This is a genomic window from Pseudomonas sp. AC252 (assembly GCF_979258105.1).
Window position 1 is genome coordinate 3,880,902 of the sequence record NZ_OZ409837.1, and the last position, 19,494, is coordinate 3,900,395.

Sequence of the window (19,494 nt, forward strand, 5' to 3'; positions counted from 1 at the left end):
AAAAGGCGTCCCGCTAGTTGCCTAGCGAGGACGCCTTTGTCCTGGTCCCGTTCTCTCGGGAAGCGCAGCCTTCGTCGTTGAAGGTTGGGCTTTATGTATGGTGAAAAGGATAATGCAGTGGTTGTGCCAACTACGCGAAGCGCGGTTTTATTGGTTAGGCGCGGTTATAGCGTTGATTTTTTGCACCGAATCGAAGCGGGTTGCCCGTTCGTGGAGCGTTCAGGCACATAGAGTTGTGGTGATTGGGCTGACACCTTCGCGAGCAAGCTCGCTCCCACTGGGGGCTGTGGTGTTCACAAATGCCCTGTGGGAGCGAGCTTGCTCGCGAATGGCGCGGCGCGGTTCAACTGTGAAACAACAAAACCAGCAGGATTAAATTCCCCAGCAACGCCACCAACGCCATGGTCCGCCAGACCTTCAACGGCTCCCGCTCCAGTAAAGGCCGGGGCCGCACACTCAAACTTTGCCGCTCACCCTGTTCCAGCACCAGCAGCCACTCTTCAGCGGTTTCGAAGCGTTGCTGCGGATCGGCGGCGACGCCGCGTTCCAGACTTTGCGCCAGCCATTCCGGCAGGTCCGGGCGGTAACGACTGGCATTCACCGGTACGCCAAAAAATCGGGGCCGCTGGAACGCTTCGATTTCGCCATAGGGAAAATGCCCGGTGAGCAGGTAATAGAGAGTGACACCGACAGAATACAAATCCTGTTGTGCACTCGGCGGTTCGCCGCGAAACGCTTCCGGGGCGATGAAACTAGGCGTTCCCGGCAGGGTTGACGGCGCGTCCTCTGACAGTCCCGGGCAGTAAGCCAGACCGAAATCCAGCAGGCGCAGCTCGCCGTCATCACCCAGCAGCAGGTTTTCCGGTTTGATGTCGCGATGCAGAATCTGCCGCCGATGCAACAGCCCGACCGCGCGCAACAGGCGCTCGGCGATGTCCTGCCACTGCGCCAATGGCAACGGGCCGCTGTGTTGAAACACGTCGGCCAGCGTCGTCCCGGCGTATTCGCGCATGACGTAGTACAAATGCTGACGCTGAGTGCAGGCATGGATTTGCGGAAAATGCCGGCCGACCACGCGCTTGAGGAACCATTCTTCCGACAGCAGCGCCTGCCCGGCTTGCGGATCGTCGGCCAGCCGCGCTGGCAAGGTCTTCAACAACCAAGGCTGACCCTGACTATCGAGCACGCGATATAGCAATGATTGCTGGCTCTGGCCGATGATGCCTTGCACCTGCCAGCCTTCAAACGCTTGCCCGGGTTTCAGCGTTGGCGGCAGTGGCCATTGCTGCAATTGCACCAGCGCATCGCCAATGCTCGCTTCGCCCAGCGCATCGACGCGCACCAGCAGGGCACTGGCGTTGTCCCGACTGCCGGCCAGATGCGCGGCGTTGACCAAGGTTTGCGCGGCGCTGGGCAGATCCGCTTGATCGCGCAGAATCGCCGCGATTGCGGTATCGCCCAAGGTCGACCAGACGCCGTCACTGAGCAGCACAAAGCTTTCGCCCTCACGCAGTTCGCCGTCGAGGAAATCCAGGACCAGATGCTGATCGAGCCCGAGCGCACGTTTGAGCACGTGTTGCATGCCCGGTTGCTCCCAGACGTGATCCTCGCTGATGCGCTGCAAGCGCTCGGCGTGCCAGCGATAAACCCGGCAATCGCCGACGTGGGCGAGGGTGAAGCGTCGACCGCGCATCACTAGCGCGCTGACCGTGGTCAGCAGCGGTTGCCCACCACCGTTGGCCTGCAGCCAGCGATTTTGCGCGAGCAGCAGGCGATCCAGCGCCTGGGCCACGCTCCAGGTTTCCGGCGTCGCGTAGTAGTCCAGCGCCAGCGCCTGCAAGGTCGAACGCGCGGCGAGGCCGCCATCGGCGCACTGGCTGACGCCGTCGGCGATGGCGAACAGATATCCCTTGCTCACCGCCAGTGCCGGCGCCGGTGTTACCGAACGCAGGGCGTCCTGATTCTCCGCGCGCGGGCCGGTGACGCTGGCTTCGGCGAAACTGAATTGCAGAGCCATTCGAGCCTCAGACCCGCGCTGCCGTTACTGCCGCCGAACCCCAGGTGGTTCTCCAGCGGCGCTTGACGCCGTGCAGGCCAAACCAAGCCAACACACCCAGGCTGGCGAACAACCACAGCGCCAGTTGATAACTGCCGGTGCTTTGCTTGATCGCGCCCATGCCGGCCGCGAGGGCGAAGCCGCCGATACCGCCGGCCATGCCGATCAGCCCGGTCATCACGCCGATCTCCAGACGAAAACGCTGCGGCACCAGTTGGAAAACCGCACCGTTGCCGGCGCCCAAGCCGAGCATGGTGCAGACGAAAAGCGCCAGCGCCGCGTAGGAACTTGGCAGATTGAAGCCCACCGCTGCGATGCAGATGGCAGCGACGGTGTACATCGCCAGCAAAGTGCGGATGCCGCCGAAGCGATCGGCCAGCGCGCCACCCAATGGCCGCATCAGGCTGCCGCCGAACACGCAGGCCGCGGTGTAGTAGCCAGCGGTCACCGGGCTCAGACCGTATTGATCGTTGAAGTAACCGGGCAGGGCGCTGGCCAGGCCGATGAAGCCGCCGAAGGTGACGCTGTAGAAAAACATGAACCACCAGCTGTCGCGATCACCGAGGGCCTTGAAGTAGTCGGCCATGGCTTTCGGTTTTGGCCGCTGCGGGGCGTTTTTTGCCAACAGGGCGAACAGCACCAAGGTCAGAACCAGCGGGATCAGGGCGAAACCGAAAACATTGCTCCAGCCGAACGCAGCGGCAATCACTGGCGCCAGCAGCGCGGCGAACACGGTGCCGGAGTTGCCCGCACCGGCGATGCCCATGGCTTTGCCCTGATGCTCTGGCGGGTACCACTGCGAGGCCAGCGGCAGGGCCACGGCGAACGAGGCGCCGGCCATGCCGAGGAACAGGCCGAGGATCAGCGCCTGTTCATAGCTGTGGATGCCGAGTTTCCAGGCACCGAACAGCGCGCAGATGACGATGACCTGGCCGATCAGCCCGGCGGTCTTTGGCGACAAGCGATCAGCGAGCATGCCCATGGCGAAGCGCAACACCGCGCCGGCGAGAATCGGCGTGGCGACGACCAGGCCGCGTTGCTGGGTGGTCAGGTGCAGGTCGGCGGCAATCTGCACCGCCAGCGGGCCGAGCAGGTACCAGACCATGAAGCTCAGGTCGAAATACAGGAAGGCCGCGAACAGGGTCGGGGTATGGCCGGATTTCCAGAAGCTTGAATTCATCGCGCACCTCGGCTGAAAAGAGTCTCGAAAGGAGTCATGCACAGCAGGTGGAGCGCCTCACGGCCGCACCACCGGCCCCGCTCTGTGGGGCCAAAACGCAAAAACGCCGCTACCTGATTCGCCGAGGGGCGAACGGGGTGAGCGACGTCTTTGTCGTAGGTGGGGCAACCGCCGTTGGTTACCTGTGCGGTTTGCTTAGCGAGATTTGTGCCAACAGTTCGTGACCGAGGTGCCGCCATTCGCGAGCAGGCTCGCTCCCACATTGGAATGTATGCCACCTGTGGGAGCGAGCCTGCTCGCGAAGAGGCCCGCTCTGACAACACAAAGTCTCAGCCCAGCAACTCACTCATGGCAATGATCTGCTCCGCCACCTGAATCAGCTTCTGCTGGCGGCTCATGGCCTGGCGGCGCATCAGGGTGTAGGCCTCTTCTTCGTTGCAGTCCTTCATCTTCATCAGCAAACCCTTGGCCAGTTCGATGCGCTTGCGCTCGGCCAGTTGCTGATCACGGGCCTGCAATTGCGCGCGCAAAGCCTGGTCACTCTCGAAGCGCGCCATCGCCACATCGAGAATCGGCTGCAGCCGCTGTGCGTGAATGCCTTCGACGATGTAGGCACTGACCCCGGACTTGATCGCCTGACGCATCACCCCCGGATCATGTTCGTCGGTGAACATCACGATTGGCCGGGGCTGGTCGCGGCTGACCAGTACCACTTGCTCCATGACATCGCGGCTCGGTGACTCGGTATCGATCAGGATCACGTCCGGGCGCACCGTTTCGACGCGCGCCGGCAGGTCAATGGTCAGACCGGACTCGTCGATCACTTCGAAGCCGGCCTCGGTCAGCGCCGCTTTCAGGCGTCCGACTTTTTTCGCGGTATCGTTGATCAGCAGAATGCGCAACATGTTCGCGGTCTCCTGTCAGCGCTGGGCGAGAAGCGGGGCGGCGTCGCTCAGGGCATGCAGCTTGAAACTGCGCGCATAGCCCGCCGGATCGCTGCCGTCCCAGACCTTGCCGTCGAGCAATTGGCTGCTGCGCAGGTCTGCGCAGGAAGACGCTACGCCGACAGCGCTCGCTGCCTCGCGATACAAATCCAGGCGCTGAACCTGGCGGGCGACGGCCAGATAATCCGGATCCTCGCGCAACAGACCCCAGCGACGGAACTGGGTCATGAACCACATGCCGTCGGAAAGGTAGGGCAGATTGACCTCGCCATCGCCATGAAAACGCAGCGCATGCGGATCCTGCCAGCGATTACCGAGGCCATCGGCGTAGTCGCCCATAAAACGCGGCTCGATGCACGCGGCGGGGGTGTCGAGGTATTCGGTGGCGCTGAGTAATTGCGCGGTACTGCGGCGGTTTTCCGGGCTTTCTTCGATGAAGCGACTGGCCTCAAGAATGGCCATGACCAGCGCCCGCGCGGTGTTGGGATATTGCTCGACGAATTCGCGGGTGCAGCCGAGGACTTTTTCCGGGTGGTCGGGCCAGATGCTCTGGCTGGTCGCCAGGGTGAAGCCGAGGTCCTGCTGCACGGCGCTGGCCGCCCACGGTTCGCCGACGCAAAAGCCGTCGATGCGCCCGGCTTGCAGGTGCGCGACCATTTGCGGCGGCGGCACCACCACGCTGTCGACGTCCTGCAACGGATGGATGCCCTGGCTCGCCAGCCAGTAGTACAGCCACATCGCGTGTGTGCCGGTGGGGAAGGTCTGGGCGAAGGTCAGTTTTGCGCGGCTTTGGTGCACATGCCGATCGAGCGCTTCAGGACTGTTCACGCCAGCCTGTTGCAAACCATGGGACAGGTTCAGGCTCTGGCCATTCTGGTTCACGCCCATCAGCACCGCCATGTCGGTGGGGGCGACGCCGCCGATGCCCAGGTGCACCGCATAAATCAGCCCGTACAGGCTGTGCGCGGCATCCAGTTCGCCGCTGACCAGTTTGTCGCGCAGGTTGGCCCAAGATGCCTGACGCTTGAGGTTCAGAGTCAGGCCGTAGGGCTGGGCGAAGCCCTGAGTGGCGGCGACCACCACCGAGGCGCAGTCGCTCAGCGCCATGAAGCCGAGATTGATCGCGCTTTTTTCCGGCGCATCGCTGCCGTTGACCCAGGCCAGAGGCCCCAAGGACGTTTCGTTCATACGCTACCTCAAAAAACGCCGTCCCGGATTCTGCGCAGGCAAAACCGGGGACGACGCCATTGTCCTGGCCTGCGCGCCGTCATTGGTCGGCAGACTGATGAGCAGGGCGGTGCAAGGCATATGCCAGTCGCCTGATTCGCGCAGGCGCCTCGCGCCGGGCGACGATGCCCGGCTATAATCGCCGCCTCTTTTCGCCGCCCGAGTCATTGCCGCCCATGTACACCCTGGCCCGTCAGCTGTTGTTCAAACTTTCCCCGGAAACCTCCCACGATCTGTCGCTGGATCTGATCGGCGCGGGTGGACGTTTGGGCCTCAACGGCTTGTTGTGCAAGGCACCGGCAAAGATGCCGGTGACCGTCATGGGGCTGGAGTTCCCGAACCCGGTGGGGCTTGCGGCAGGCCTGGACAAGAACGGCGCGGCCATCGATGGTTTTGCGCAACTGGGCTTTGGCTTCGTTGAAATCGGCACCGTGACCCCGCGTCCACAACCGGGTAACCCGAAACCACGGATCTTCCGCCTGCCGGAAGCCGACGCGATCATCAACCGCATGGGTTTCAACAACCTTGGCGTGGATAATTTGCTGGCGCGGGTCGCTGCGGCAAAATACAAGGGCGTGCTGGGCATCAACATTGGCAAGAATTTCGACACCCCGGTCGAGCGTGCGGTCGACGATTACCTGATCTGCCTGGACAAGGTTTACGCCCACGCCAGCTACGTCACCGTCAACGTCAGCTCGCCAAACACCCCGGGCCTGCGCAGCCTGCAGTTCGGTGATTCGCTCAAGCAATTGCTCGCGGACCTGGCCACGCGCCGCGCCGAACTGGCGCTGCGCCACGGCAAGCATGTGCCGCTGGCAATCAAGATCGCCCCGGACATGACCGACGAAGAAACCGTGCAGGTGGCGCAGGCGTTGATCGAAACCGGCATGGACGCGGTGATCGCGACCAACACCACCCTCAGTCGGGTTGGCGTTGAAGGCATGGAGCATGGCGACGAGGCGGGCGGTCTGTCCGGCGCGCCGGTGCGTGAGAAGAGCACCAACACGGTGAAAGTGCTGGCGGGCGAGTTGGCCGGGCGTTTGCCGATCATCGCTGCGGGCGGGATTACCGAAGGCAAACATGCAGCGGAGAAGATCACTGCCGGCGCGAGCCTGGTGCAGATATATTCGGGCTTCATCTACAAAGGCCCGGCGCTGATTCGCGAAGCGGTAGACGCCATCGCCGCGCTGCGCTGAGGATTGCGGAGGCCTTGTGGGAGCCTTTGTGGCGAGGGATTTATCCCCGCTGGGCTGCCCAGCAGCCCCAAACCTTGCACATTGATATGCCAGTTAAATTGAAATTCCGACTTCGCGACTGCTGCGCAGCCGAGCGGGGATAAATCCCCTCGCCACGTGGATCCCGATTAACCTTTTTTGCAGGCAATAAAAAGGGCTCCTCGAAGGAGCCCCTGGGCCGTAGCCCGCCGTCCGGGAAGGACGTGCGTGGTTAATTCAATGCAGATTCAGATTGTCGTGTCGGAATAAATGCCCTGTGTCAGCCGACGGCGTGAAGTTCGTTGAGTCTGTGGATTCCCGCAGTGCCGGTCATACCGTCCCAGTTGTCGCCGCGTCCTTCTCGCCAGCCGTTGATCCAGGCTTGGCGTACCGACGGTAGAGTAAATGGGCAAAGCTCACGGGATTTGCCACCAACGCCATATTGATATCCGCGCAAAAATGCTCTTTCCAACGGATCACGCTTAAGTCTTCTCATAGGGTGTTTCCCTCACTTGTTGACTGTAGTGTCGCGTTGACCTCAATTGAGGTCTGGCAGAAAAAACCTGCCATTGTGCGGCTCGCTGCCGGCGTGGCGAGCCAAGGTGTTGACGCCGTTGCGACGTCAACCTGCGCTCAGTTCTAACCAATGAGTCACACCGAGGGAATGATCGTTTTGTCATAAGCACGTAACGTAAAGGATGCTATGGCGATAAGTAACTGCGTATTTATTCAACGTGCATTGCGCAAACCCCGGTATGATCGGCGCCCCGCTGATCCAGCGGGTCAATCCTTAGTGAGAATGACCCACGTTTGCGCTTGGGTACTATTCGACGAAGGGTCGCTTTCAGTCTTTTTGTTGCACCAACTTTTTTATCTGTCCCGGCATCTAAGCTCTTTTAACCCGAGCAGCGGGGATGGAACGGCACACCTTCGTGCCACGCGGGCGCTCTTTCAGAAAAGCGCCTGATTGAAAACCGGGTCGGCAATGCGTTGCCGGCCCACTAGCCAAAGGCTCTGGAATTACCATGTCCGATCGTTTCGAACTCTTCCTCACTTGCCCCAAAGGCCTTGAAGGCCTGCTCATCGAGGAAGCCGTCGGGCTTGGCCTTGAAGAAGCGCGCGAGCACACCTCTGCCGTGCGTGGCATGGCAACCATGGAAACCGCCTATCGCCTGTGCCTCTGGTCGCGTCTGGCGAACCGCGTGTTGCTGGTGCTCAAGCGTTTCCCGATGAAGGACGCCGAAGACCTCTACCACGGCGTGCTCGACATTGACTGGCAGGATCACATGCTCAGCGACGGCACCCTGGCCGTCGAATTCAGCGGCCACGGCTCGGGTATCGACAACACCCACTTCGGCGCCTTGAAAGTCAAAGATGCCATCGTCGACAAACTGCGCACGCCGCAGGGCGACCGCCCATCCATCGACAAGCTCAATCCGGACCTGCGCATTCACCTGCGTCTGGATCGCGGCGAAGCGATTCTGTCCCTCGACCTGTCCGGCCACAGCCTGCACCAGCGCGGCTACCGCTTGCAGCAGGGCGCGGCGCCGCTGAAGGAAAACCTCGCGGCCGCCATCCTGATCCGTTCCGGCTGGCCGCGCATTGCTGCCGAAGGCGGCGCGCTGGCTGACCCGATGTGCGGTGTCGGTACGTTCTTGGTTGAGGCGGCAATGATCGCCGCCGACATGGCGCCGAACCTGCGTCGCGAGCAGTGGGGCTTTACCGCGTGGCTCGGTCACGTACCGGCGCTGTGGAAAAACTTCATGAAGAAGCCGCCGAGCGCGCCGCTGCTGGCCTGGCCAAGCCACCGCTGTGGATTCGCGGTTATGAAGCTGACCCTCGTCTGATTCAGCCGGGCCGCAACAACGTCGAACGCGCCGGCCTCAGCGAGTGGATCAAGATCTACCAGGGCGAAGTGGCGACCTTCGAGCCGCGCCCGGATCAAAACCAGAAAGGCCTGGTCATCTGCAATCCGCCGTACGGCGAGCGTCTCGGTGACGAAGCGAGCCTGCTTTATCTCTACCAGAATCTGGGCGAGCGTCTGCGTCAGGCCTGCCTGAACTGGGAAGCGGCGGTGTTCACCGGCGCCCCGGATCTGGGCAAGCGCATGGGCATTCGCAGCCATAAGCAATATTCGTTCTGGAACGGCGCGCTGCCGTGCAAGCTGTTGCTGATCAAGGTCTTGCCGGATCAGTTCGTCACTGGCGAACGCCGCACCCCGGAACAGCGTCAGGCCGAGCGCGAGCAAGCCGCTTACGATCAGACCCCGGATGAACCGCAAGAGCGCAAGTTCAACAAGAACGGTAACCCGATCAAGCCGACGCCAGCCCCGGCGCCAGTGATCGAACAGCCGCGCCTGAGCGAAGGCGGGCAGATGTTTGCCAATCGCTTGCAGAAAAATCTCAAGGCAATGGGCAAGTGGGTCAAGCGCGAAGGCATCGATTGCTACCGCGTTTACGATGCCGACATGCCGGAATACGCGATGGCCATCGACCTGTACCACGACTGGGTGCACGTTCAGGAATACGCCGCGCCGAAATCCATCGACCCGGAAAAGGCTTCGGCGCGTATGTTCGATGCGCTGGCGGCCATTCCGCAGGCGTTGAATGTCGACAAGAACCGCGTGGTGGTGAAACGCCGCGAGCGCCAGAGTGGCACCAAGCAGTACGAGCGTCAGGCTGCGCAGGGCAAGTTCGTCGAGGTCAATGAAGGTGGCGTGAAGCTGCTGGTCAACCTTACCGATTACCTCGACACCGGCCTGTTCCTCGATCACCGGCCGATGCGCATGCGTATCCAGAAAGAGGCGGCCGGCAAACGCTTCCTCAATCTGTTCTGCTACACCGCGACTGCCAGCGTGCACGCGGCCAAGGGCGGCGCGCGCAGCACCACCAGCGTCGACCTGTCGAAAACCTATCTGGACTGGGCGCGGCGCAACCTGTCGCTGAACGGCTTCTCGGACAAGAACCGTCTGGAGCAGGGCGACGTCATGGCGTGGCTGGAAAGCAGCCGCGACGAATACGACCTGATCTTCATCGACCCGCCGACGTTCTCCAACTCCAAGCGCATGGAAGGCATCTTCGACGTGCAGCGCGATCAGGTGCAGTTGATTGACCTGGCCATGGCGCGTCTGGCACCGGGTGGCGTGCTGTATTTCTCCAACAACTTCCGCAAGTTCCAGTTGGAGGAAAATCTCGCCGAGCGTTATGCGGTCGAGGAAATCAGCGCGCAGACCATTGATCCGGATTTTGCCCGCAATACCAAGATCCACCGCGCCTGGAAAATCACGGCTCGTTGACGCTTTCGCCGGTTGGATCCACAGAGCGTTGATTTTTAACGGCTCGGTGGATCCAGCGGTGCTAGCTAAATTAGTGGCTAATAGCTATAACTCACTCACCGCCAATGGGGTTTTTCCCGGGAATCTGGCGGAGTGAGTCGTGCTTATGCCGTTGCACCCCGTGCGCCCGAAAATCCTCGGTTTCATCAGCGAAGACGTCTCAGCCTGGCTGGTCGCGCTGTTGGTATTGCTTGCCGGCGGGATTCTCACCGGGCTGCTCGCATGGGGCACCTTCAATCAGTTTCAGCAACAATCGCGTCAGCGTTTCCAACTGCTGGCCAACGAACGCTACAGCCGCATCGCCGAACGTTTTCAGGACCAGGAGCAACGTCTCGATGGTCTGCGCCGGTTTTTTGCCAACTCCGAATCGGTGTCCCGCGCCGAATTCGACGGTTACTCCCGCCCCTTGTTGCTGCGCACCCAAGCCTACACCTACGCCCCGAAAGTCGCTGGCGCCGATCGGGCTGCGTTCGAACAGCGCGTGCGTGATGAAGGCCTGAGCGATTTCACCATTCGTGAACTGGACGCCAAAGGCGAATTGCAACTGGCGCCGCCGCGTGACGCATACGTGCCGGTGCTCTATACCCAGACCCAAAGTCGACTGGCGCCCCCGCTGGGCTACGACTTGCTCGCCCAACCCTTGCGCCGCGAAACACTGCAGCGCGCCGACCACCTCGGCAGCATGGTCGTGTCAAAACCGATGCATCTGGTCGGCATCGAGTCGTCCTACGCGCGCGGGGTTTTGCTGCTGGCACCGGTCATTCGCCCGGGCGAGTCGCAGCCGCTCGGTTACGTGATGGCGGTGATCAGCATGCGCCAGTTGCTCGCCGACGGTCTGCCCGATGCCCTGCACGATTATCTGTCGGTGCGGATTCTCGACTTGTCGACCCAGGGTCAGCACGAGGCGTTGTTCGAATCGACCAACGAGGCGGTGCCCGGCGATCTGGCGGCGACGCGTTTGCTGCGCATGGCCGATCACGATTATCAGGTCGATATCTTGCCAAGTTACGCGTTCATGCAGGCCAACCATTCTTCGGTGGGCAGCGTGATCATTCTCGGCGGCTTGCTCAGCGCGCTGCTCAGTGCCTTGCTTTACGTGCTGGTCAGTCAGCGCCAGCGCGCGGTGCGGCTGGTCGAGGTACGCACCCAGGAACTGCACGAGCGTGAGCAGGAACTGCGCGGCACCCACGGCCAGTTGCGCGGTGTATTGAATGCCGCCACCCAGGTCGCGATCATCGCCACCGACCTGCGCGGAGTGATCAACACTTTCAACCCCGGGGCTGAGCAAATGCTCGGCTACAGCAGCGCCGAAGTGGTCGGGCGCATGACCCTGGAAAACCTGCATTTACCTCGCGAGCTGGCGGCGCGTTCCGCCGAGTTGAGCGCACGCTATGGCAAAAGTATTCCGACCTGCCACGCGATGCTGGTCGAGGGCGGCGAAGTCGGCGGCCATGAAGCACGCGAGTGGACGCTGGTGCGCAGCGACGGCAGTCATCTGCCGGTGAACATGCTCGCTACGCCGGTGCTCGACGAACAAGGCCTGTGGGTCGGGCATCTGGCGATCTGCATCGACATCACCGAACGCAAGCGCGTTCACGAAGTACTGGCGGCGCGGGACATTCTGCTAAAGAAGCTCAGCGCCCATGTTCCGGGCGGCATCTATCAGTTCAAGATGGAATTCGACGGGCGTTTCAGCGTGATCTATGCCAGCGACGGCATCCGCGAGATCTACGAGCTGGAGCCGGACGCGCTGCTGTTCGACGCCGAGGCGATCTTCAGCCGCATCCACCCACAGGACGCCATTCGCGTGCGCTCATCGATCCGTGAATCGGCGGAAAATCTCAGCCCGTGGCGCGAGGAGTACCGCGTGCAACTGCCCGAGCGCGGCTTGCGCTGGGTGCGCGGAGAAGCGACGCCGGAGGAACTGCCCGGTGGCGGGGTGCTGTGGCACGGCTACATCTCGGACATTTCCGACCTCAAGCGCGTGGAAGAAGAATTGCGCGCGTTGTCGATCACTGATTCGCTGACCGGCATTCACAACCGTCGCTATTTCCAGGAACGCCTGACCACGGAAATGGCCCGGGTCGAGCGGGGCGGCGGCGAGTTGTCGGTCATCATGCTCGACATCGACCACTTCAAACGCATCAACGACCATTACGGCCACGCCGTCGGCGACCGTGTGCTGCAAGCAGTCTGCGAGCGAATTGGCCATCGTCTGCGTCGCACCGATGTGTTCTGCCGTTTGGGCGGCGAAGAGTTCATGGTGCTGTGCCCGGACATCGACGGCGAGCACGCGTACATGCTGGCGATGGAGTTGTGGGAAGGCCTGCGCAGCGCGCCGGTGGATGTGGTTGGCGTGGTCACCGCCAGTTTCGGCATCGCCAGCTGGCGGCCGGGGGAGGGCGCGGATGCGTTGTTGCTGCGCGCTGACTCAGGGGTTTACGCAGCGAAGCAGAATGGCCGGGATCGGGTTGAGCGGGAGATGAGCTGAGCCGCTGATGCTCGATACACCACAAACCTGTGGGAGCTGGCTTGCCAGCGATAGGGTTATTCCAGTCAGCATATTCGGTGACTGACAGTCCGCTATCGCTGGCAAGCCAGCTCCCACAGGGTTTTGTGGTGTGGCTTGGATTGGGTTACAGCACCGAAGCGGTCTGCGGCAGTTTTGGCTGTTTGTACAGATCCAGCAGCACCTGGTCGAGCACCGACGAGGCGCCGAACGGGGCCTTGTCGTTGAGGATCGCCACCACCGCCCAGGTATTGCCGTTCACGTCACGGCTGAAACCGGCGATCGCGCGCACGGTGTTCAGCGTGCCGGTCTTGACGTGGGCTTCACCGCGCATCGCTGTCGTTTTCAGGCGTTTGCGCATGGTGCCGTCGGTACCGGCAATCGGCAGCGAGCTGATGTATTCGGCGGCGTACGGGCTGTGCCAGGCGGCCTGCAGCATGTTGGCCATCTCACGCGCGCTGACCCGCTCGGCCCGCGACAGACCGGAGCCGTTTTCCATCACCAGATGCGGCGCGGTGATGCCTTTCTTCGCCAGCCACTGACGCACCACGCGTTGCGCGGCCCGGGCGTCGTCACCGTCGGCATCGTTGCGGAAACGCTGGCCAAGGCTGAGGAACAGCTGCTGGGCCATGGTGTTGTTACTGTATTTGTTGATGTCGCGGATGATCTCGGCCAGATCCGGCGAGTACGCGCGGGCGAGCAGTTTGGCGCTGCTCGGCGTTGGCGCCAGACGGTCCTTGCCCTGAATGCTGCCACCCAGTTCCTTCCAGATCGCCCGCACGGCGCCGGCGGTGTAGGTCGCGTGGTCGAGCAGCGACAGGTAAGTCTGCGAGCTGCAGCCTTCGCCCAACTGGCCGCCAACGGTCACGGTCACGCTGCCATCGGCCTGCGGCACCTGGTTGTAGCGCACGCCGCCGGTGCATTGCTTGGACGGCAGGGCCTTGACGGTGTTTTCGATACGAATGCTGGCAATCGGCGGCTCCACCGAAATCAACACGCGGCCACCGTCATTGCGCGCGACGAAGCGCAGGGCCTTGAGGTTGACCAGCAGCGAATCGGGCTTGACCAGGAACGGCTTGTTGTCGTCGTTGCCGTCATCGTTGAATTCCGGCAATTGCGGCTGCACGAAGAAGTTGCGGTCGAGGATCAGGTCGCCGGTGATCTGCGTCACGCCGTTGGCGCGCAGGTCGCGCATCAACAGCCAGAGTTTCTCCATGTTCAGCTTCGGGTCACCGCCACCCTTGAGGTAGAGGTTGCCGTTGAGAATGCCGCCGCTCAGGTCGCCGTCGGTGTAGAACTCGGTTTTCCACTGATGGTTGGGGCCGAGCATTTCCAGCGCCGCGTAAGTGGTGACCAGTTTCATCGTCGAGGCCGGGTTGACCGAGACGTCGGCGTTGAACACGGTCGGCGTGCCCGGACCGTCGAGCGGCACCATCACCAGCGACAGCGCAGTGGGCTGCAACTTGCTGGCCTTAAGGGCTTTTTCGACGTTCGGGGTGAGGGAAGTGTTGATGGTGGCAGCGGAGACAGGCAGGGCCAGAGGCAGAAGAAGGCCGGCGAGAAACAGTGGACGCAACGATTTGATCATATGCAATAAAACCCTGCAAAAGAGGGGGAAAAAGACGAGGACATGGATGAAAAGGCCCTCAGTGGTCATGAAAGTGTCGGCATTATGCCCCAAGCTGTAACAGCTTGTGCCGTGTCAGGCCCGGCCAATCGCTTATTTTTTTACAGGCGGTCGGCCGCAGCGGCCAGAGAGTCGGGCAATCGCTGGCTTAAACTGGTAAAGTGCCGGCCGTTATTACTTAAGAGGATTGTTCCAATGGCGACTAACCGTTCCCAGCGTCTGCGCAAAAAACTGTGCGTTGATGAATTTCAAGAGCTGGGTTTCGAACTGAACCTGGACTTCAAAGAAGACTTGTCCGAAGAAGCCATTGACGCTTTCCTCGAAGCATTCATCAAAGAAGCCATGGAAGCCAACGGTCTGGGTTATGTTGGCGGCGACGACTTCGGTCTGGTGTGCCTGCAGAAGCGTGGCTCGGTCAACGAAGAGCAGCGCGCTGCCGTTGAAGCCTGGCTGAAAAACCGCTCCGAGCTGACCAAGTACGAAGTCAGCCCGCTGCTGGACGTGTGGTATCCGGAAAAGCCGATCAACGCGGCCAAGTGATACTGAAAAAACGGCGACCTTAGGGTCGCCGTTTTTTTTCGTGGATCAAAAGATCGCAGCCTCGTTTTACTCGTCAGCTCCTACAGGGGAACGCGATCTCCTGCGGGAGCTGCCGAAGGCTGCGATCTTTGCTTTTAGTCTTTACGCCAATTCAGAATCACCAGCGTCACCACCCCCGCCACAATCCCCCAGAACGCCGAACCAATGGAAAACAGCGTCAACCCCGACGCCGTGACCATAAAGGTGATCAACGCCGCTTCCCGTTCCTTCACCTCGCTCATGGCAATGCTCAAGCCATTGATGATCGACCCGAACAACGCCAGCGCAGCAATCGACAGCACCAGTTCTTTCGGCAACGCCGCAAACAATGCCGCCAACGTCGCGCCGAACACCCCGGCAATCCCGTAGAACACCCCGCACCACACCGCGGCGGTGTAGCGCTTGTTGCGATCTTCGTGGGCATGCGGGCCGGTGCAGATCGCTGCGCTGATGGCCGCGAGGTTGATGCCGTGGGAGCCGAACGGCGCCAGCAACAGCGAGGCGATGCCGGTGGTAGTGATCAGCGGCGAGGCCGGGACGTTATAGCCATCGGCACGCAGCACGGCGATGCCGGGCATGTTCTGCGAGGTCATCGCCACCACGAACAGCGGAATGCCGATGCTGATGGTTGCGGCCAGGGAGAAGTGCGGCGTGGTCCACACCGGGGTGGCCACTTCCAGATGAAAGCCGCTGAAATCAAGCAGCCCCATGAAGCCCGACAGCGCGGTGCCGATCAGCAGCGCTGCGAGCACCGCATAGCGTGGCGACAGGCGCTTGACCACCAGATAAGTGAAGAACATTCCCAGCACCAGCCCGGTACGGTGTTGCGCGGCGACGAAGATTTCGCTGCCGATCTTGAACAGAATCCCTGCCAGCAAGGCCGCCGCCAAAGAGGCCGGGATCTTTTACCAGCCGTTCGAAGCTGCCGGTCAGGCCGCAGATCGTCACCAGCACCGCGCACGTGATGTAGGCGCCGATCGCCTCGCCGTAACTGACGCCGCCCAGGCTGGTGATCAGCAACGCCGCGCCGGGGGTCGACCAGGCGATGGTGATCGGTGTGCGATAGCGCAGCGACAGACCGATCGAACATACGGCCATGCCGATCGAAATCGCCCAGATCCACGAAGAAATCTGCCCGCTGCTCAGGCCGGCCGCTTGTCCGGCCTGGAACATCAGCACCAGCGAGCTGGTGTAACCGGTCATCATCGCGATGAAACCGGCGACGATGGCGGAAGGCGAAGTGTCGGCAAGAGGGCGCAGGCGGGCGTGGGTGGCGTCGGTCATGACGGCGGTGTTCCTTATAGCAATGGAGATGTCCCCTTTGATGCAATCCCCTGTAGGAGTGAGCCTGCTCGTGATGGCGGTGTGTCAGTCGAATTATTGCTGAATGACACACCGCCATCGCGAGCAGGCTCACTCCTACGGGGATTGTGCGTAGAAGGCGGATTCTGCGATCAAGCCTAAACTCAAACCTGACAAACCGTTGCAATACAGCCGCAGGCGCAAACAGCCGTACAGTCGTGTTGCCACCATTCATTGTGTACAATCGCGCTGTTTTTTACGCGATACTTGCCAGCGACCTACTGTGCCGTATTACAGTCACGGTCTATTCGCCGCAGCTTTCCCGACTCGAGTGCCCATGAACGAACAGTTGCAACCCCTCAAGAAACAACCGCGAGCAGGCAAAGCCGGCCGCAGCGGAACCCAGGACGATATTGTCTACGCGCATATCTTCGAGGCCATCCTCGAACAGCGTCTGGCGCCCGGCACCAAATTGAGCGAAGAAGCGCTGGGGGAAATCTTCGGGGTCAGCCGCACCATCATTCGCCGCGCGCTGTCGCGTCTGGCCCATGAAGGCGTGGTGCTGTTGCGGCCGAACCGTGGCGCCGTCGTCGCCAGCCCTAGTGTTGAGGAAGCGCGTCAGGTGTTTCTCGCCCGGCGTCTGGTCGAGCGGGCGATCACTGAATTGGCGGTGCAACATGCCACTGCCGAGCAGATCGCCGAGCTGCGGCAGATGGTCAACGATGAGCGCGACAGTTTCTCGCGCGGCGATCGCGGCGCCGGTATTCGGCTGTCGGGCGAATTCCACCTGAAGCTGGCGGAGGCGGCGATGAACGCGCCGTTGATCAGCTTCCAGCGCAGCCTGGTGTCGCAGACTTCATTGATCATCGCCCAGTACGAAAGCGGCAACCGCTCGCATTGCTCGTACGATGAACACACGCAGTTGATCGACGCGATCGAGAAACGCGACGGTGAGCTGGCGGTGAACCTGATGATGCATCACATGGATCACATCGACAGCAAGCTCAACCTCGACGAGGAAGGCGCGTCGGATGATCTGCATGCGGTGTTCTCGCATTTGTTGCAGACCAAGAAGCCGGGGCGTCCAGCGGCCAAGCTCTGAACTCATTGATGCAAAAAAATCCCCCGCAGCTGGAAAGGTGCGGGGGATTTTTTGCCTGACTGATCGTTCCCACGCAGAGCGTGGGAACGATCAGTGCGAAGAGGCTTAGCGCTGATGCACCAGCGCCCCCGCCGCATACGTCTGCGCCACGGTGCGGTCATCACCCAGCGTCGTCAGTACAAACAACGTCTCGGCAATGTTATTGGACTGCTTCAAGCGATAGCTCAGCAGCGGCGTGGCGTTGTAATCCAGTACCAGAAAGTCGGCATCGGAGCCCGGCTGCAGGTTGCCGATCCTGTCTTCCAGGCGCAGCGCCCGCGCGCCACCCAGCGTTGCCAGGTACAGCGACTTGAACGGGCTCAGGCGCGCGCCTTGCAGTTGCATCACTTTGTACGCTTCGTTCAGCGTCTGCAGCAGCGAGAAACTGGTGCCGCCGCCAACGTCGGTGCCGAGGCCGACGTTGAGCTTGTGTTTTTCCGCCATCGGCAAATTGAACAGGCCGCTGCCGAGGAACAGGTTCGAGGTCGGGCAGAACGAGATCGCCGAGCCGGTTTCTGCCAGTCGCGCGCATTCTTCGTCACACAAGTGCACGCCGTGGGCAAACACCGAGCGTTCGCCGAGCAACTGGTAGTGATCGTAGACGTCGAGGTAGCCCTTGCGCTCCGGAAACAGCTCTTTGACCCACTCGATTTCCTTGAGGTTTTCGCTGATGTGGGTCTGCATGTACAGATCCGGATATTCCGTGAGCAGTTGCCCGGCGAGGGTCAGTTGTTCCGGGGTGCTGGTGGGGGCGAAGCGCGGCGTCACCGCATAGTGCAAACGGCCCTTGCCGTGCCAGCGCTCGATCAGCGCCTTGCTGTCGACGTAGCTGGATTCAGCGGTATCGACCAGATAATCCGGGGCATTGCGGTCCATCATCACCTTGCCGGCGATCATGCGCAGGTCGAGCTTCTCGGCCGCCTCGAAAAACGAATTCACCGATTGCGGATGCACGCTGCCGAACACCAGCGCCGTGGTGGTGCCGTTGCGCAGCAATTCCTTGATGAAAATATCGGCCACTTCGTCGGCGTGGGCCTTGTCGCCAAACTGGCTTTCGCAGGGGAAGGTGTAGGTGTTCAGCCAGTCGAGCAATTGCTCGCCATAGGAGCCGACCATCCCGGTTTGCGGCAGGTGAATGTGCGTGTCGATGAAGCCCGGAGTGATCAGCGCATCCTGATAATGGTTGATCTCGATATCCGCCGGCAGGGTCGGCAGCAGTTCGCTGGCGTGGCCGAGGGCGCTGATCTTGCCGTCATCGACCACCAGCAGGCCGTCCTCGAAATATTCGTAGGAGGCTTCGATGCCGACTTCGGCAGGGTCGGCAATGCTGTGCAGAATGGCGGCGCGGTAGGCTTTGCGAGTCAGAGGCATGAGGGTTCTCTAATCAGTTTGAGGCTTTGAGTTTGGCGGACTGGCTGCGGCGCGAGGCGGGCAGCAATCGGGCAATCGGTTCGGCGTGGGCGCTGTGCTGGCCGAAATTGGCGTTGTAGGTGGCGATGATTTCGCCGGCGATGGAGATGGCGATTTCCACAGGCAATTTGCCTTTGACTTCGCCGATGCCCATCGGGCAGCGCATGCGCTGCACCACGCTCGGCTCGAAACCACGATCGCGCAGGCGGTGTTCGAATTTGGCGCGTTTGGTTTTCGAGCCGATCAGGCCGAACCAGGTGAAATCGTTGCGCTTGAGAATCGCGGCGGTCAGTTCCAGATCAAGCTGATGGTTGTGGGTCATGACGATGCAGTAGCTGCCGGCGGGCAGGTCATCGACTTCATCCACCGGTTCTTCGCTGACGATTTTACGCACGCCGTGGGGGATGTGTTCAGGGAACTCCGCCTCGCGCGAATCGATCCAGCGCACCCGGCAGGGCAGGCTGGCCAGCAGCGGGACGAGGGCGCGACCGACGTGGCCGGCACCGAACACGGCAATCTGCGCCTGGACCTGGCCCATCGGTTCGAACAGCAACACCGTGGCACCGCCGCAGCACTGGCCGAGGCTGGCGCCGAGGCTGAAGCGCTCCAGATGGGTGTCCTGCTTGCCGCTGGCGAGCATCTCGCGGGCAATCTGCATGGCTTTGAATTCCAGATGCCCGCCACCGATGGTGTCGAACAGGCGGTCAGCGCTGACGACCATTTTCGAGCCGGCGTTGCGTGGCGTCGAGCCGAGTTCTTCGATGATCGTCACCAGCACACAGGGCTCGCCCTGGTTCTGCAGGTCGGCGAGGGCGTCGATCCAGTTGTACATATGTCACCCCTACAACATAGTTGTCTGTTCGGGCCTATTCGCTGGCAAGCCAGCTCCCACAGGATTTGTGTTGAATCCAAATTCTGTGAGCACCACAAAACCCTGTGGGAGCTGGCTTGCCAGCGAATGGCCGCGCCTC

12 protein-coding genes and 2 pseudogenes are annotated in these 19,494 nt (G+C 61.5%); 5 read left to right on the plus strand and 9 right to left on the minus strand.

Annotated features, from left to right (window positions below):
• Positions 1–343 precede the first annotated feature (343 nt).
• The 4 genes from ACZZZ4_RS17735 to ACZZZ4_RS17750 all read right to left on the minus strand — a co-directional run bounded on the left by ACZZZ4_RS17735 (position 344) and on the right by ACZZZ4_RS17750 (position 5,368).
• Positions 344–2,017, minus strand: a complete 1,674-nt coding sequence (locus tag ACZZZ4_RS17735) for a protein kinase domain-containing protein (RefSeq protein WP_463548331.1) — start codon at positions 2,015–2,017, stop codon at positions 344–346.
• A 7-nt stretch (positions 2,018–2,024) separates the two neighbouring features.
• Positions 2,025–3,236, minus strand: a complete 1,212-nt coding sequence (locus ACZZZ4_RS17740; RefSeq protein WP_016773839.1) for a nitrate/nitrite transporter — start codon at positions 3,234–3,236, stop codon at positions 2,025–2,027.
• 329 nt (positions 3,237–3,565) lie between these two features.
• Positions 3,566–4,141 (minus strand): ANTAR domain-containing response regulator, encoded by a 576-nt coding sequence (locus ACZZZ4_RS17745; protein WP_007916390.1) that lies wholly within the window; start codon positions 4,139–4,141, stop codon positions 3,566–3,568.
• Between the two features lie 15 nt (positions 4,142–4,156).
• Positions 4,157–5,368, minus strand: coding sequence for a CmpA/NrtA family ABC transporter substrate-binding protein (locus ACZZZ4_RS17750; protein WP_415763176.1), 1,212 nt, complete (start codon positions 5,366–5,368; stop codon positions 4,157–4,159).
• A gap of 215 nt (positions 5,369–5,583) precedes the next feature.
• On the opposite strand from ACZZZ4_RS17750, the gene ACZZZ4_RS17755 reads away from it, so the two are divergent.
• The gene (locus tag ACZZZ4_RS17755) at positions 5,584–6,603 is read left to right on the plus strand and encodes a quinone-dependent dihydroorotate dehydrogenase (RefSeq protein ID WP_463548332.1); all 1,020 of its coding nucleotides are present in this window, start codon (positions 5,584–5,586) and stop codon (positions 6,601–6,603) included.
• 298 nt (positions 6,604–6,901) lie between these two features.
• Here the strand turns inward: ACZZZ4_RS17755 and rmf are convergent, their stop codons facing one another.
• Positions 6,902–7,117, minus strand: coding sequence for a ribosome modulation factor (rmf, locus tag ACZZZ4_RS17760; RefSeq protein WP_003223300.1), 216 nt, complete (start codon positions 7,115–7,117; stop codon positions 6,902–6,904).
• A 529-nt stretch (positions 7,118–7,646) separates the two neighbouring features.
• Between rmf and rlmKL the strand changes: the two are divergent.
• Both rlmKL and ACZZZ4_RS17770 read left to right on the plus strand, forming a co-directional pair.
• Positions 7,647–9,916, plus strand: a pseudogene (gene rlmKL, locus ACZZZ4_RS17765) (bifunctional 23S rRNA (guanine(2069)-N(7))-methyltransferase RlmK/23S rRNA (guanine(2445)-N(2))-methyltransferase RlmL).
• Positions 9,917–10,061: 145 nt separating this feature from the next.
• Positions 10,062–12,446, plus strand: a complete 2,385-nt coding sequence (locus tag ACZZZ4_RS17770; protein ID WP_415763173.1) for a sensor domain-containing diguanylate cyclase — start codon at positions 10,062–10,064, stop codon at positions 12,444–12,446.
• A gap of 145 nt (positions 12,447–12,591) precedes the next feature.
• On the opposite strand, the gene dacB is transcribed toward ACZZZ4_RS17770, so the two are convergent.
• Complete coding sequence (dacB, locus tag ACZZZ4_RS17775; RefSeq protein WP_463548333.1) at positions 12,592–14,052, minus strand: D-alanyl-D-alanine carboxypeptidase/D-alanyl-D-alanine endopeptidase; 1,461 nt, start codon at positions 14,050–14,052, stop codon at positions 12,592–12,594.
• Between the two features lie 234 nt (positions 14,053–14,286).
• Between dacB and ACZZZ4_RS17780 the strand changes: the two genes are divergently transcribed.
• The gene (locus ACZZZ4_RS17780; RefSeq protein WP_016773843.1) at positions 14,287–14,631 is read left to right on the plus strand and encodes a YggL family protein; all 345 of its coding nucleotides are present in this window, start codon (positions 14,287–14,289) and stop codon (positions 14,629–14,631) included.
• A 134-nt stretch (positions 14,632–14,765) separates the two neighbouring features.
• Here ACZZZ4_RS17780 and ACZZZ4_RS17785 read toward each other — a convergent pair.
• Positions 14,766–15,954: pseudogene (locus ACZZZ4_RS17785) on the minus strand (benzoate/H(+) symporter BenE family transporter).
• Positions 15,955–16,309: 355 nt separating this feature from the next.
• Between ACZZZ4_RS17785 and ACZZZ4_RS17790 the strand changes: the two are divergent.
• Positions 16,310–17,074, plus strand: a complete 765-nt coding sequence (locus ACZZZ4_RS17790) for a GntR family transcriptional regulator (protein WP_007918375.1) — start codon at positions 16,310–16,312, stop codon at positions 17,072–17,074.
• 105 nt (positions 17,075–17,179) lie between these two features.
• Here ACZZZ4_RS17790 and guaD read toward each other — a convergent pair whose 3' ends face one another.
• Both guaD and xdhC read right to left on the minus strand, forming a co-directional pair.
• Positions 17,180–18,484: a guanine deaminase gene (guaD, locus tag ACZZZ4_RS17795; protein ID WP_463548334.1), complete on the minus strand. Its 1,305-nt coding sequence runs from the start codon at positions 18,482–18,484 to the stop codon at positions 17,180–17,182.
• Between the two features lie 13 nt (positions 18,485–18,497).
• Positions 18,498–19,355: a xanthine dehydrogenase accessory protein XdhC gene (gene xdhC, locus ACZZZ4_RS17800; RefSeq protein ID WP_463548335.1), complete on the minus strand. Its 858-nt coding sequence runs from the start codon at positions 19,353–19,355 to the stop codon at positions 18,498–18,500.
• Between the last annotated feature and the right edge of the window lie 139 nt (positions 19,356–19,494).